Source organism: Roseovarius halotolerans (assembly GCF_900172255.1).
Classification (GTDB): Bacteria; Pseudomonadota; Alphaproteobacteria; order Rhodobacterales; family Rhodobacteraceae; genus Roseovarius; species Roseovarius halotolerans.
Map to the genome: position 1 here is coordinate 517,252 of NZ_FWFU01000003.1, position 14,142 is coordinate 531,393.

Here is a 14,142-nt window from a genome sequence, read left to right on the forward strand (position 1 = left end):
TATGATCCGGCCTTATCCCGGCGACATGCTGTCTTGGAAACAAAAAAGCCCGAATGGGCAGTTTACCGAGGCGAGCGAAAACAATGCCAACCACATTCAACTGGATTCACCTTGGCCAGTCGGCCATCGTGCTCGATCCGACAGAGGGCAGCGCGCAATCCGAGGGCGCATCGCTTCTCGAAAACACGGTGTTCGGATCGTCATCCAACCCGCTTTACGAGAACGTCACGCGCGTCACCACCATCAACAACGGTGGCTCGGGAACGGCGCTCGATACCAATAACAGCGCCTCCAACGATGCGTTTCAGACCGATATCGGCAACGGCCTTGAAACCCTCATCTATGACGGGATCGCCGCCTATAGCGGCACGGTGACCTACACTGACGGGACGACGGCAAGTTTCACCGCGATCGTCGCCCAGACCACGTCTGGCGATCTGTTCCTGGCCCCGCCCACATCGGCCAATGGCGATGTGGCGGTCCTGACGGCGCGACCGATCGAATCGATCACGCTGGGCAACGTGATCAACAACAACGCCGACATGGCCAATGACCGGCAGGATATCGGGATCGACGACGGCGTCGTGGACGGGACCGCGGGCGACGACCTCATTGACGCAAGCTATGTCGAGCCGGTGGCATCCGGTTCGGACCGGGTCGACAACAACGACGCGCCGGGTGGCGGAAATGCCGACGCGATCGAGGCCGGTGGCGGCAATGACACGGTGCTGGCCGGTCTGGGCAATGACAGTATCGACGGCGGAAGCGGAAACGACTCGCTCGATGGCGGCGCGGGCAGCGACCTGATGCAGGGCGGCATCGGCCTCGACACGCTGTTGGGCGGTGCGGGCGACGATACGCTGGACGGCGGCGACGGCGCAGATGTGCTTGTCGGTGATGGCGGTGCCGGGCTGAAATGGAATTACGAAGTCTATACCCGTGATTTCAGCTCGGCCAATGGCCAAGCGTTCGACATCGAGTCAGGCACGCTTGCGGCAAGCGGAAGCGCGGACAGCTTCGATGTGTCGGGGCTGGGCCAGGCAGCGGTCGGAGGCGCCGATCCGGACGATTTCGGGGTTATCTATACGTCGAGCCTGCTTGCGTCCGATGCGGGCACCTACCGTTTCGAGACCGCGTCCGACGATGGTTCGACAATCCGTATCCTCGACGCGGACGGCAACCCGGTGACATTCACCAATCAGGACGGCTCGACCGGGACGTTCCTCAACAACGACTACCATCAGGGCGTGACCAGCCGCTGGGGCGAGGTCGAGCTGGAGGAAAACACGGTCTACACGATCGAAGTCCGGATGTGGGAGAACGCGGGCGGGCAGGTTCTGACCGCGAGCGTCACACCGCCGGGCGGCAGCGCCGAAGAGCTTGCGTCGAGCGATCTCATCCTCGGGCCGGGAACGACCGCGGGCAATGACAGCATCCTGGGCGGCGCAGGCGACGATGTGGCCTTTGGCGGCGGCGGGAACGACACGCTGATCGGCGGGACCGGCGCGGATACGATGTATGGCGGCACGGGCGACGACGAAATCCACGTGGCCGAGGGCGACGTGGCCGAGGGTGGCGATGGAGATGACCTGTTCATCCTGGGCGACCTGGCTGAACCGGGCGGCAGCACGATCGAGATCGTCGGCGGCGAAGGCAGCGAAACCAACGGCGATACCCTTTTGCTGACGCCCGATATCGGGCAGAGCGACATCACCTTCAGCAATACCGATGACAATGCTGGCGGGCTGTCGGGCAGCTTCACCATGGCTGATGGAACGGTGGTCACCTTCTCGGAGATCGAGAACATCATATGTTTCACGCCCGGCACGCGCATCCTGACGCAGCATGGCGAGCGCGCGGTGGAAACGCTGACTCCCGGCGACATGGTGGTGACGCGCGACAATGGCTTGCAGCCGGTGCGCTGGATTGGCCGCAGCACCGTGGCCGGGCAAGGCAAGGCGGCCCCGATCTCGTTGGCGGCTTCGGTGATGGACGGGGCGCAGCGCGATCTGCTGGTCTCGCCACAGCACCGCATCCTGTTTGCTGGCTACAAGGCGGAGCTGCTGTTTGGCACATCCGAAGTGCTGGTTGCGGCGAAACACCTGGTCGATGGTGTGGATGTACGCATCAGCGAATGCAGGGCTGTCACATACCTGCATGTGATGCTTGACCGGCACGAGGTGATCTATGCCGAAGGCGCCGCAACCGAGAGCTTTCATGCAGGCGAGATGGGGCTGAGCGCCATTTCCGAACAATCGCGCGAAGAGATGTTCGAGGTGTTTCCCGAACTGCGCGCCGATGTGAGCGCCTATGGCGACACCGCGCGCCAGAGCCTGCGCGCCCATGAGGCACGGCTGCTAAGGCCGAATAGCGCAGGTTTCGCGGCCGCCTCGTCATCGGGGCAGAGCGTGGCGATGGCGGGCTGAGGCGCGATCAGGCCGAGCGCAGCGCCGGTTGGCCGCGTCCTGCGGCCCAGGCGCGGGTCGCCTCGCCGAAACTCGTAAAGAGCGGGCGGCTGACCGGATCGTTGGCGGCGTTGTACTCGGGGTGCCATTGCACCGCGAGCGCAAAGCCCTTGGCGTCTTCGACATAGAGCGCCTCGGGCGTGCCGTCGGGTGCATGGCCGTCGATCACGATACCCTGACCGGGCCTCACGACCCCCTGCCCGTGCAGCGTGTTGGTCATCACCTCCTCGGCGCCCATCAGCCGGTGGAACACACCGCCCGATGTGAATTTGACCACGTGACGCAGCGCGAATTTCTCCTCGAGCGTGCCATCGGGGGGCATCCGGTGATTGTCGCGCCCAGGCAGATCGCGGATCTCGGGATGAAGCGAGCCGCCAAGCGCAACGTTCATTTCCTGAAAGCCCCGGCAGATCCCCAGCACCGGCTGGCCACGTTCCAGGCAGGCGCGCACCAGCGGCAGGGTGATCGCATCGCGGGCGCGGTCAAAGGCGCCATGCGCCTCGGTGGCCTCTTCGCCGTATTCCTCGGGATGGACATTGGGGCGCCCGCCGGTGAGCAGGAAGCCGTCGCAGGTGTCGAGCAGTTCGTTCACACTGACGAAACGCGGGTCGGTCGGAACAAGCAGCGGCATACAGCCCGCGACCGAGGCGACCGCCTCGGAATTCATGATGCCCCCGGCATGGGCCGGGTAGTTCTCATGCAGAAGGTAACGGTTGCTGATTATGCCGATGACGGGGCGTTTGGTCATGATGATCCTGATGTTGCTGCACTCATGTGATACCGCGTCAGCGACGATAGGAAAACGCTGATCGGCGCACAAGCGCCCGCGCGCACATGCAGGGCGGCAAGGTGCCTCTTTCGCGGGCATCGGGGGCGCGCGCCGCCGGGATCGGATTGCAGAGCCGCGCGCATCGGCCTACCGTCGCGCCGTATCGCCCAGCATATGGAGACGCCCGCGATGGAAGATGCCGCGCCCCAGACGATCCACCTGTCGGATTACACGCCCCCCGCCTATCTGGTGGACAAGGTGGAGCTGACTTTTCGGCTGGACCCGGAGCGCACGCGGGTTCTGAGCCGGATCGCATTTCGCCCCAACCCGGAATCCCGAGAGCGGGAATTTTTCCTGCATGGCGAGGGGCTTGAACTGATTTCTTCACGTATTGACGGCGCGGAGGTCACGCCGGATCTGGTCGAGGGCGGGCTGACCTGCGAGGTGCCGGATGCACCGTTCACTTGGGAGGCCGAGGTCGAGATCGCCCCGGTCCGGAATACCGCGCTTGAGGGGCTCTATATGTCCTCGGGGATGTATTGCACCCAATGCGAGGCCGAGGGGTTTCGCAAGATCACCTATTACCCCGACCGGCCCGACGTGATGGCGGTGTTCAGCGTGCGCATCGAGGGCGATATGCCGGTGCTGTTGTCCAACGGCAACCCGGTGTCGTCGGGCGACGGATTTGCCGAATGGCACGATCCCTGGCCCAAGCCCGCCTATCTGTTCGCGCTGGTGGCTGGCGATCTGGTGGATCATCCGGGGCATTTCACCACCCGCTCGGGGCGCGAGGTGGCGCTCAACATCTGGGTCCGCCCTGGCGACGAGGACAAGTGCGCCTTTGCGATGGAGGCGCTCAAGAAGTCGATGACCTGGGATGAAGATGTCTATGGGCGCGAATACGACTTAGACATTTTCAACATTGTTGCCGTTGATGATTTCAATATGGGTGCAATGGAGAACAAGGGATTGAACATTTTCAACTCTTCCTGCGTTCTGGCAAGCCCAGAGACCAGCACCGACGCGAACTTCGAGCGCATCGAGGCGATCATCGCGCATGAGTATTTCCACAACTGGACCGGCAACCGGATCACCTGCCGCGACTGGTTCCAGCTCTGCCTCAAGGAGGGGCTGACGGTCTATCGCGATTCCCAGTTCACCGCCGACATGCGCAGCGCGCCGGTGAAGCGGATCTCGGACGTGATCGCGCTGCGCGCCCGCCAGTTCCGCGAGGATAACGGCCCGCTGGCCCATCCGGTGCGCCCCGAGAGTTTCGTCGAGATCAACAACTTCTACACCGCCACCGTCTATGAAAAGGGCGCCGAGGTGATCGGGATGCTCAAGCGGCTGGTGGGGGATGCGGATTACGCGCGTGCGCTGGATTTATATTTCGAGCGCCATGACGGACAAGCCTGCACGATCGAGGATTGGCTGGCCGTGTTCGAGGAGGTCACGGGGCGCGATCTGAGCCAGTTCAAGCGCTGGTATTCACAGGCGGGCACGCCGCGCCTGAAGGTCACAGAAAACTTTAAGGATGGTGAATATACACTTGAATTTGAACAAAAAACGCCACCTACGCCGGGGCAAGATCAGAAGCTGCCGCAGGTGATTCCGATTGCCGTCGGCCTGCTTGGCCCCAATGGCGACGAGGTGGTACCAACAACGGTGCTTGAGATGACCGAGGCGCGCCAGAGCTTCAGCTTCAGCGGGCTGGCGGCCGAACCGGTGCCGTCGATCCTGCGGGATTTCTCGGCGCCGGTGATCCTTGAGCGCGAGACCGACAATGCCGAGCGCGCCTTTCTGCTGGCACATGATACCGACCCCTTCAACAAGTGGGAGGCCGGGCGCGCGCTGGCGCGCGAGGGGCTTTGCGAGATGATCGTCGCGGGCGCGCCGCCCGATGCCGCCTATCTGGACGCGGTGCAGGCGATGGCGCGGGACGATGCGCTGGACCCCGCGTTTCGCGCTCTCGCACTTGGCCTGCCCAGCCAGGACGACATGGCGCAGACCCTGCATGAGCGCGGCCACACGCCCGACCCGCAGGCGATCTGGGAGGCGCTGGAGACCCTGCGCCAGGCGCGCGCGCAGCATTGTCAGGACCTTGCGGCGCGGCTTCATGCGCAATACCAGGTGACCGAGCCCTACCGCCCCGATGCGCAGCAAACGGGCGCGCGGGCGCTGGCGAATGCGGCGCTTGGGCTGATCAGCCGCCTTGACGGGGGCGCGGCGGCGCAGCGCCAGTTCGACACCGCCACCAACATGACACAGCAGCTTTATGCGCTCTCGTGCCTGTTGCAGGCGGGCAAGGGCGAGGATGCGGTCGCGCGCTTTTACGACCAGTGGCGCCACGACCGGCTGGTGATCGACAAATGGTTCATGATGCAGGTCCTGCATGCAGAGCCCGCCGAGGCCGCCGCCACGACCGAGCGTCTGACGCGTCATTCCGATTTCGACATGAAGAATCCCAATCGCTTTCGCGCCACGCTGGGCGCCCTGGCCGCCAACCCGGCCGGGTTCCACCATGCCAGCGGCGCTGGATACCGGCTGTTGGCGGACTGGCTGATCCGGCTCGACCCAGTGAATCCGCAAACCACGGCGCGGATGTGTTCGGCCTTCGAGACCTGGAAACGCTATGACGATTCGCGCCAGGCGCTGGTCGCCGCCGAACTGGACCGGGTTCTTTCCACCCCTGCCCTCAGCCGTGACACGACCGAGATGCTGAGCCGCATTCGCGGTGCCTGAGTCGCGGGATCAATCCTGCGTGGCGATGGTGAGGATGGAGCCGATCCCGGCGGGGCGCTGACGCGGACGCACCTCGCTCATCGGGCGGCAATAGGTCTGCGCGCGGGTCCAGCGCATCATCGCGCTGCGCTTGGACTCGCTGTGCAGCGGCCCCCAATCGGCGGCCACACCGCGCATACCCCGCGACACCACACCGTCACGCGCGACGGTGCGCGCCATGATGCGGATCGCGCAGCTCAGGTTGTCGGGCCCGTGCTTGAGCGCATCGCCACTGCCGGCGCGACAGCCATAACCGCGCGCCGTCGAGGGCAGGATCTGCAACAGGCCGAACCAGCGCCCGCCGCCACCCACCGCGCGCGGGCGAAATGTGCTTTCATGTTCCGCGAGCGCCGACAGGAAGCCCACCCAGAAGGCGCGCCGCCCCTTCGTGTCTGAATCGGGATAGGCCGGACACCAGTCGGCGATGTCGCGCGGCACGGTCTGTTCCAGCGCGCGCCCCTGCTGACCGAGCGCCGAAAGCGCCGAGCGCGTCCACAGGGTCGAGCCCGCAACATGCTCCCATTTGGTGCGCGGAATTTCGCCGTCACGCGCAGGGACCGTCACCGCGGGCGCGATGGAGTCCGAACCGGCGAGGACTGGGGCGGCCAAAACCAACAATAAAAGGCCCAAAACGGCAGCAAATCGGGTCATCCGGTCAGTGTTACCCGATGCGCGGGAAAGATCAATCCTGCCCTCGCCTTCCATATTCCCCAGCTTCACCAAAGCCTCGCCCAGATTTCGCCGGAATGCAGAGACAGGTTGGCGTCGGGGGCAGCAATACAGGTCAATCGGAGCGTTCATGCCGTTCAACTCCAAATCCATCAAGGATCCGAGCATTTCAAACGACAACGACACAGGAGCGAATGCCGGTTTTCTTGGCGGCGCTCTATCCCGGCTACGCAAAAAGCCGGACTCGGCCATCGAAGAAATGATGAAACGGATCATCCTGCCCTCGCTGCCCGTCAGCGACGAGGAAATGGCGCGCGCGACGCATCAGGACCTTGGCCTGAAGCTGGCACGCCAGGAGCAGTGGGATGCATTCTCGGAGCGCATCGTCTATGCCGATGACTGCCGGCTGGCGACGCCGGGCGGGGAATCGGCCTCGTTGCTGCTGGCGTTCGGGGCGCGCGGAGATGTCGTGGCCGCCGCCGAGGATGCGATCCATGACGGCGCGGCGCCGGACATGGCGGGAATCGAGGCGCTGGAGGAGGTGCTGGAGGAGCATCGCGGCAGTCACGCCGTGGCGCTGGTCGTGGCGCTGGCGCATTTCGATATCGGCTGGGCCTGGCAAATCGCCACCACCGAGGGCGACTTGCCCGCAGGCCCCGACAGCGCCGAGCGGATCGACTCTCATTTCCAGCGCGCCGCCGAATTGCTGGCGCCCTATGATCCCGAAGAACTGGACGCGCCCTCGCTGGCGGCAGCAAAATGCGCCCTGCTGGCGACGCAGCCGCATCCCGACCGCCGGGTCGCGGACGCCTATGAAAAGCTGATCGATCTCGACCCCGACTGCCAGCGCCACATGCGCGCGCTGGGGCATTACCTGCTGCCGCGCTATTACGGCAGCTACGACCAGCTCGAGCTCGAGGCGCGCCGCACCGCCGCACGCACCGGCGATGTCTGGGCGTCGGGTGCCTACACCTGGGTCTATCTCGATGCGCTGGCGACGGATGATGCCGCGCTGAAACGTCTTGATGCAGAGTATTTCATCGAAGGGCTGCGCAATATCCTGGCGATCAAGCGCGACCAGCATGTCACCAATCAGCTGGCCGCCTTCTGCGCGATCACCATGGCGCCCGACCGCCCGCGCCCCGCGCCGCTGCCCGAAAGCTGCGACCAGAAGCGCGCGCTGATGCATGAATGCCTCGATTGGATCCTGGCCGAGCATCTTCAGGAGCTGCACCCACTGGTGTGGTCGCAGACCCTGATGGCGCCGGGCCTGACGCCCGCCCTGCCCTCGCGCCGCGCGCTTGTCAGCAAGGGCCGGCAGGCGGCGCTGCGCGCCATCGCGCTGCGCTTTGCCGAAGACATCGCCGATGGTAGCTCCATCGCCTTCTCCTCCTCGGGAATGTATCGCCTGCCCGCGCTTTGATTGCGGGCGGGCGCGCCACGGCGCATCGCGCAAACGCCAGCGCGTCATCGCGCCCTTGCCCAGCCTTCTGCCTTGGCCTAGAACGCCTGCGTCCCACCCGATGGAGAGAGACGCATGCTGGACCTGACATTCGAGCCGCCCAAGCCCAAGGTGATCGCCGGGGCGAAACATGACTGGGAACTGGTGATCGGCATGGAGGTCCATGCCCAGGTCGCCTCGAAGGCGAAGCTGTTTTCGGGTGCCTCGACGCAATTCGGGGCCGAGCCCAATTCCAACGTCTCTTTCGTGGATGCGGCGATGCCGGGCATGTTGCCGGTCATCAACGAGTTCTGCATCGAACAGGCGGTGCGCACGGGGCTGGGCCTCAAGGCGCAGATCAACCTTTGGTCGGCCTTCGATCGCAAGAACTACTTCTATCCCGACCTGCCGCAGGGCTACCAGATCAGCCAGCTTTACCATCCGCTGGTCGGCGAGGGCGAGATCCTCGTGGACATGGAGCCGGGGATCGCGCGCAAGGTGCGCATCGAGCGCATCCATGTGGAACAGGACGCGGGCAAGTCGATTCACGACATGGACCCGGCGATGTCATTCGTCGATCTCAACCGCACCGGCGTGGCACTGATGGAGATCGTCAGCCGCCCCGATATCCGCGGCCCCGAAGAGGCCGCCGCCTATGTCACCAAGCTGCGCCAGATCCTGCGCTATCTCGGCACCTGCGACGGCAACATGCAGAACGGCAGCCTGCGGGCCGATGTGAACGTGTCGATCTGCCTGCCCGGCGCCTATGAGAAATACATGGAGACGCAGGATTTCAGCCATCTGGGCACGCGCTGCGAAATCAAGAACATGAACTCGATGCGCTTTATCCAGCAGGCCATCGAATACGAGGCGCGCCGCCAGATCCAGATCGTGGAATCGGGTGGCGAGGTGGTGCAGGAAACCCGGCTTTACGACCCCGACAAGGGCGAGACGCGCTCGATGCGCTCGAAGGAAGAAGCGCATGATTACCGCTACTTCCCCGATCCCGACCTGCTGCCACTGGAGATCGAGCAGGACTGGGTCGATGCGATCCGCGACAGCCTGCCGGAACTCCCCGACGAGAAGAAGGCCCGCTTCATCAACGACTATGGCGTCACGGAATATGACGCCAGCGTTCTGACGGCGGATGTGGATCTGGCCGCCTATTTCGAGGAGTCGGTGGGCGGCGGCGATGGCAAGCGCACCGCCAACTGGGTCATCAACGAGGTTCTGGGGCGCGCCAACAAGGCCGATCTCGGCCCGCGCGAGATCGTCGCGCCCGAAGTGAATGCCGCGATCCTTGCAATGGTCGCGCGTGACGAGATTTCGACCAAGATCGCCAAGGACGTGCTGGAAAAGCACATCGAATCCGGGCGTGCACCCGAAGAGATCGTCGAGACCGAGGGCATGAAGCAGGTCACCGATACCGGCGCGATCGAGGCGGCGGTGGACCAGATCATCGCCGACAACCCCGCGCAGGTGGAAAAGGCCAAGGCCAATCCCAAGCTGGCAGGCTGGTTCGTCGGGCAGGTCATGAAGGCCACCGGCGGCAAGGCCAATCCCAAGGCGGTGAACGAGATCATCCAGCAGAAACTGGGGCTGGGCTGAGGGGCTTTCGCCCTTGACCCGGCCACCGCCCACAAGACCGTGCAGGGGGCAAGATGACGACGACAGCGCCTTTCATGTCCTCCCTTTTCGGGATCGAACCGGGCTGGATCGACCATAACGACCACCTCAACATGGGCTACTATACCGTGCTGTTCGATCGCGCCGCCGACGAGGCCTTCGCGCGGTTCGGCTTTGGCCCGGATTACGTGGCGCGGGCCAATCACACGACGTTTTCGGCGGAATTCCACGTTCGCTACCTGCGCGAATTGAAGCTCGGCGACAGGGTGCGCTCGTCCTTCTGGCTGATCGCGCATGACGAGAAGCGGTTTCACAGCTTTCAGGAGCTTTACCACGAGGATGGCTGGCTCGCCGCCACCGGCGAGGGCATGACGCTGCATGTCGATCTTGCCGGGCCGCGCGTGGTGGCGATGCCCGAGGACATCCTTGGCCGCGTCGCCGAGATGGCCGAAGAGCACGCCCGCCTGCCCCGCCCCGAGGGCGTGGGCGCGCGCATCGGGCTGGCGCGCAAGGGCTGACGCTCAGCCGCCGGGAATAAGCAGACAGGCCGACAGGATCTTGCGGGTGTCGTCATGGACGCTGGGGCGCTCGCCCAGCCAACGGCTATACAGGCGATGCGCCGGGGCCTTGCCCGCGGCCATGTTGGCCAGCGAACCGGCGGTTTCGCCAGCGATGGCGGTCAGGCGCTTGCGCATGTTGGCGTGATAGGTGTCGCGGTGGCGCGCCTCCATCCGCAGGTGAAAAAGCGAGCTGCGCGCACGCGGCGCGATCTGCATCGCCGCAATTGCCTGCGCGCCGCGGCGCTCGAACGCGGCGCTGGCGCGCGCAAGACGCCCCGGCGCTTCCAGCACGACCCCCAAGGCCGCATCGCTGGCCGCGCGCCGCAGGTCGGCGGCGGGCAGAAGCAGCGACAGCAGGCGCGCACGCCGGAAGGCGCGGCGCGCGGCGCGCGTGTCACCCGCAGCAAAATCGGCGCACCCCTGTTCCATCAGCGATTCCCACAACAGATCCCGCCGCCCCCAGCCCGCCTGAAGCGCTACCCGCGCCTGCGGCGCGGCGAAATCAAATCCCCAGATACGCGGCGCGAACATGTTCGTTGTCATGAAGCTCATCGGCGGGACCCTCCAGTGCCATGTTTCCGGTTTCCAGCACATAGGCATGGCTGGCCAGTTCCAGCGCCAGTTCGGCGTTCTGTTCGACCAGCACCACCGGCACGCCCTGTGCGTTGATATCCTCGATGATGCGGGCGATTTCCTCGACGATCACCGGCGCAAGGCCCATCGAGGGCTCGTCCATCAGCAACAGCCGCGGCGCCGACATCAGCGCCCGTCCGATCGCCAGCATCTGCTGTTCGCCCCCCGACATGGTCTTGGCCAGTTGGCGGCGGCGTTCACGCAGGCGGGGGAAACGGTCGAACACGCCATCAAGGTCGCGCGCCACCTTGTCATGGTCACGCCGCAGGAAGGCGCCGGTGCGCAGGTTCTCCTCGACGGTCATGTCGGGAAAGATGCGCCGCCCCTCGGGAACATGGGCGATGCCGCGGGCGACGATCTTGTCAGAGCTCAGCCCGTCGATGCGCTGCCCGTCGAAATGGATCTCGCCCTTGCGGAGCGGCACCATCCCCGACATCGCCCGCAGGCTGGTGGTCTTGCCCGCGCCATTGCCGCCGATGATCGTGACGATGGCCCCGTCGGGCACCGAAAGCGAGATATCGCGCACCGCCGAGACCTTGCCGTAATTGACCGAGACATCCTTCATCTCAAGCAACATGGCGCGCGCCCCCCAGATAGGCTTCGATCACTGCCGGGTGGTTGCGGATCTCGGCCGGGTTGCCCTCGGCCAGGAACTTACCGAAGCTCATGCAGGTGATGTTGTCGCACAGCCCCATGATCGCCTGCATGTCATGTTCGACGATCAGGATGGTGATGCCGTCATCGCGCAGCCGACGCATGAGGTCCATCATCCGGCGGGTTTCCTCGGGGTTCATGCCGGTGAAGGGCTCGTCCAGAAGCATCACGTCGGGATGGCTGGCATAGGCCACCGCCATGCCCAGCGCGCGCTGGTGGCCGTGGCTGAGCTCGCCCGCAAGTTCATCCCTCAGATGGTCCAGCCCGAAGAATTCGAGCGCCTCGCGCGCACGCGCCCTTGCGCCCTCGCGGTCATCCTTGTCCCAGCCGATGATCGCGGCGAAGATATTGGGGCGGAACGGCATGTGCGTGCCCACAAGCGCGTTGTCCATCACCGTCATTTCCGCAAACAGCGTCGAATGCTGGAAGGTGCGCACCACGCCCCGGCGCGCCACTTCGTGCATCCTGAGGCCCGATATGCTTTCGCCGCGCAGACGCACCTGCCCGCCGCTGGGCTTGTAGAACCCCGAGATCATGTTGAACGTGGTGGTCTTGCCCGCGCCGTTGGGGCCGATCAGCCCGTGGATTTCGCCGTGATCAAGCTTGAAGCTGAGGCCATCGACCGCCGTCAGCCCGCCAAAGCGCATGATCAGGTTGTCGACTTCGAGAAACTGGGTCATTGCGCCGTGCTCCGTTCCGGGGTGTCACTCTTGCCGGGCCGCTTGCCCGCGAATTTCTGCACAAGGCTTTCCAGCCCCTTGGGCAGGAACAGGATCGACAGGATCATGATCAGGCCATAGATCAGCGGGCGCATCTGCTCGAACCCCATTTCGCGCAGCACGATCTCGTTGAGGACGGTCAGCACCACGCAACCCAGGATCGGCCCGTAAAAGGTGGCCGTGCCCCCGACAATCGCCCAGGTCAGCACGAACACCATCAGGTCCACGTCAAAGGAGTTGGGATTGATCGTGCCGACGTAATGCGCCATCAGCGCGCCGGCGATCCCGGCAAAGCCGCTGGCGATGGAAAAGGCCAGCGTGCGATAGGCGCGCAGGTTGACGCCCGAGGCCTCGGCCAGCCGGTCCTGCCAGTGGACCGCGTGGAAGGTCAGGCCGACGGGGCTGCGCTCGATGCGCCACAGGATCCACAGGCAGACCGCCACCACCGCGCCCGACAGGTAGTAATAGCTGACCGGCTCGAAGAAATCGAAATCGTAGATGCCGATGGAAAAATCCGGCATCGGGTCGATCCCCTTGATCCCCTTGGCACCGCCGAAAGGATCGCGAAAGCGTTTCCAGAGCAGGCGGATGATCTCGCCCGCCGCGAAGGAGCCGATCAGGAAATAGAACCCCTTCATGCGAAACAGCGGGAACGAGAGCAGCACCGCCAGAAGCGCCGCCGTCGCCCCCCCGAGAAGGATCGAGACCGGCACCCAGACGCCCAGCTCCTTGGTATAGAGCGCCGAGGCATAGGCCCCGACCCCCATGATCACCACATGCGCGAGCGACCATTCGCCGGTCAGCGTCAGCAGCCGGTAGGACGAGACCAGAAGGATGTTGAGGGTCAGGAAAACCAGGATTTCCTGTTGCGAGAAGCTGAGCCCGTGGGGCAGCGCCAGCAAGGCTGCCGCCCCCAGGACGAAGATGGCCAGGTTACGCACGATCCGCACTCCCGAAGAGGCCCGTGGGCTTGATGATCAGCACCAGAAGCATGAGCGACAGCCCGACGATGTCGGCGATCACCCCGTCATAGAAGGTGGTCACGAACGTATGCACCAGCGCATAGGCGACCGAGGCCACGACCGCGCCTTCAAGGCTGCCGACACCGCCGACGATGATGACGATGAAGGCGGTCACGATCACCGAATGGCCCATATGCGGGTTGACCGACACCAGCGGCGCGGTCAGCGCTCCGGCGATCCCCGCCAGCCCCGCGCCGATGAACATGGCGATCCGCGCGGTCTGGCTGATGGATATGCCCTGAAGTGCCGCAGCCTCGGGATCTTGGGCGGCGGCGCGCAGCGCCCAGCCGAAGCGGGTCTTCTTGAGAAAGACCCAGAGCGCCGTCAAAAGCACCACCGCCGCGACGATCACGTAAAGCCGCGCCACCGGCAGGCGCACATGGTCGGAAAACTCGATCACGCTCTGGGTGACGGGCGGGATATGCTCCATGCGCACGCCAAAGCCCAGGACCGCCAGCGCCTGAAGGATCATCAGAAAGCCGATCGAGGCCACCAGCCCCCCCAACGGGTTATCCCTGAGCGGTCGGAACAGCGCCCGTTCCATCGCAAGGCCAAGGCAGCCCACAAAGATCAGCCCCGCCGCCACCGCCACGAAGAACGGCACCGCGAAGTCCGTGTAAAGCAGGACGACCGTATAGGCCCCCGCCATGTAAAGTTCGCCATGGGCGAAATTGATCACGCCCATCACCCCGAAAATCAGCACGAGGCCCACGGCGATCAGCGAGATATAGCTCGCCGCATAGACGGCGTTCAGGCCGGTCTGCGCAAGGAGGTCCAGCATCGGTTCTGTCTCTTCTGCTCGA

The 14,142-nt window shown here is 64.7% G+C and carries 12 protein-coding genes; 5 read left to right on the top strand and 7 right to left on the bottom strand.

Going from position 1 to position 14,142, the window contains the following annotated elements:
* Window positions 1–83 precede the first annotated feature (83 nt).
* Window positions 84–2,426, top strand: coding sequence for a Hint domain-containing protein (locus tag ROH8110_RS13665; protein WP_085818273.1), 2,343 nt, complete (start codon window positions 84–86; stop codon window positions 2,424–2,426).
* A 7-nt stretch (window positions 2,427–2,433) separates the two neighbouring features.
* On the opposite strand, the gene ROH8110_RS13670 is transcribed toward ROH8110_RS13665, so the two are convergent.
* Window positions 2,434–3,213 (bottom strand): gamma-glutamyl-gamma-aminobutyrate hydrolase family protein, encoded by a 780-nt coding sequence (locus ROH8110_RS13670; RefSeq protein ID WP_085818274.1) that lies wholly within the window; start codon window positions 3,211–3,213, stop codon window positions 2,434–2,436.
* Window positions 3,214–3,423: 210 nt separating this feature from the next.
* Here ROH8110_RS13670 and pepN point away from each other — a divergent pair, with 210 nt between their 5' ends.
* Window positions 3,424–5,976, top strand: a complete 2,553-nt coding sequence (gene pepN / locus ROH8110_RS13675; protein ID WP_085818513.1) for an aminopeptidase N — start codon at window positions 3,424–3,426, stop codon at window positions 5,974–5,976.
* 9 nt (window positions 5,977–5,985) lie between these two features.
* On the opposite strand, the gene ROH8110_RS13680 is transcribed toward pepN, so the two are convergent.
* Window positions 5,986–6,624 (bottom strand): transglycosylase SLT domain-containing protein, encoded by a 639-nt coding sequence (locus ROH8110_RS13680; RefSeq protein WP_245962855.1) that lies wholly within the window; start codon window positions 6,622–6,624, stop codon window positions 5,986–5,988.
* A gap of 190 nt (window positions 6,625–6,814) precedes the next feature.
* Here ROH8110_RS13680 and ROH8110_RS13685 point away from each other — a divergent pair, with 190 nt between their 5' ends.
* The 3 genes from ROH8110_RS13685 to ROH8110_RS13695 all read left to right on the top strand — a co-directional run bounded on the left by ROH8110_RS13685 (window position 6,815) and on the right by ROH8110_RS13695 (window position 10,269).
* A complete protein-coding gene (locus ROH8110_RS13685; protein ID WP_085818275.1) occupies window positions 6,815–8,107 on the top strand; it encodes a hypothetical protein in 1,293 nt (430 codons plus the stop codon).
* Window positions 8,108–8,221: 114 nt separating this feature from the next.
* Complete coding sequence (gatB, locus tag ROH8110_RS13690) at window positions 8,222–9,733, top strand: Asp-tRNA(Asn)/Glu-tRNA(Gln) amidotransferase subunit GatB (RefSeq protein ID WP_085818276.1); 1,512 nt, start codon at window positions 8,222–8,224, stop codon at window positions 9,731–9,733.
* A gap of 53 nt (window positions 9,734–9,786) precedes the next feature.
* Window positions 9,787–10,269: a thioesterase family protein gene (locus tag ROH8110_RS13695; protein WP_085818277.1), complete on the top strand. Its 483-nt coding sequence runs from the start codon at window positions 9,787–9,789 to the stop codon at window positions 10,267–10,269.
* Window positions 10,270–10,272: 3 nt separating this feature from the next.
* Here the strand turns inward: ROH8110_RS13695 and ROH8110_RS13700 are convergent, their stop codons facing one another.
* From ROH8110_RS13700 to ROH8110_RS13720, 5 genes are read right to left on the bottom strand one after another with little or no spacing between them, the layout of a single operon-like run.
* Window positions 10,273–10,863 carry a tetratricopeptide repeat-containing protein gene (locus ROH8110_RS13700; protein ID WP_245962858.1) on the bottom strand — a complete coding sequence of 197 codons (591 nt, stop codon included), beginning with the start codon at window positions 10,861–10,863 and terminating at the stop codon, window positions 10,273–10,275.
* Window positions 10,814–11,521, bottom strand: coding sequence for an ABC transporter ATP-binding protein (locus ROH8110_RS13705; RefSeq protein WP_085818279.1), 708 nt, complete (start codon window positions 11,519–11,521; stop codon window positions 10,814–10,816). The genes ROH8110_RS13700 and ROH8110_RS13705 overlap by 50 nt, the downstream gene beginning before the upstream one ends.
* On the bottom strand, window positions 11,511–12,278 hold the full coding sequence (locus tag ROH8110_RS13710; RefSeq protein WP_085818280.1) for an ABC transporter ATP-binding protein: 768 nt from the start codon (window positions 12,276–12,278) through the stop codon (window positions 11,511–11,513). Before ROH8110_RS13710 ends, ROH8110_RS13705 begins: the two co-directional genes overlap by 11 nt.
* Window positions 12,275–13,258, bottom strand: coding sequence for a branched-chain amino acid ABC transporter permease (locus ROH8110_RS13715; RefSeq protein ID WP_245962859.1), 984 nt, complete (start codon window positions 13,256–13,258; stop codon window positions 12,275–12,277). The genes ROH8110_RS13710 and ROH8110_RS13715 overlap by 4 nt, the downstream gene beginning before the upstream one ends.
* A complete protein-coding gene (locus ROH8110_RS13720; RefSeq protein WP_085818282.1) occupies window positions 13,251–14,120 on the bottom strand; it encodes a branched-chain amino acid ABC transporter permease in 870 nt (289 codons plus the stop codon). The genes ROH8110_RS13715 and ROH8110_RS13720 overlap by 8 nt, the downstream gene beginning before the upstream one ends.
* Window positions 14,121–14,142 lie beyond the last annotated feature (22 nt).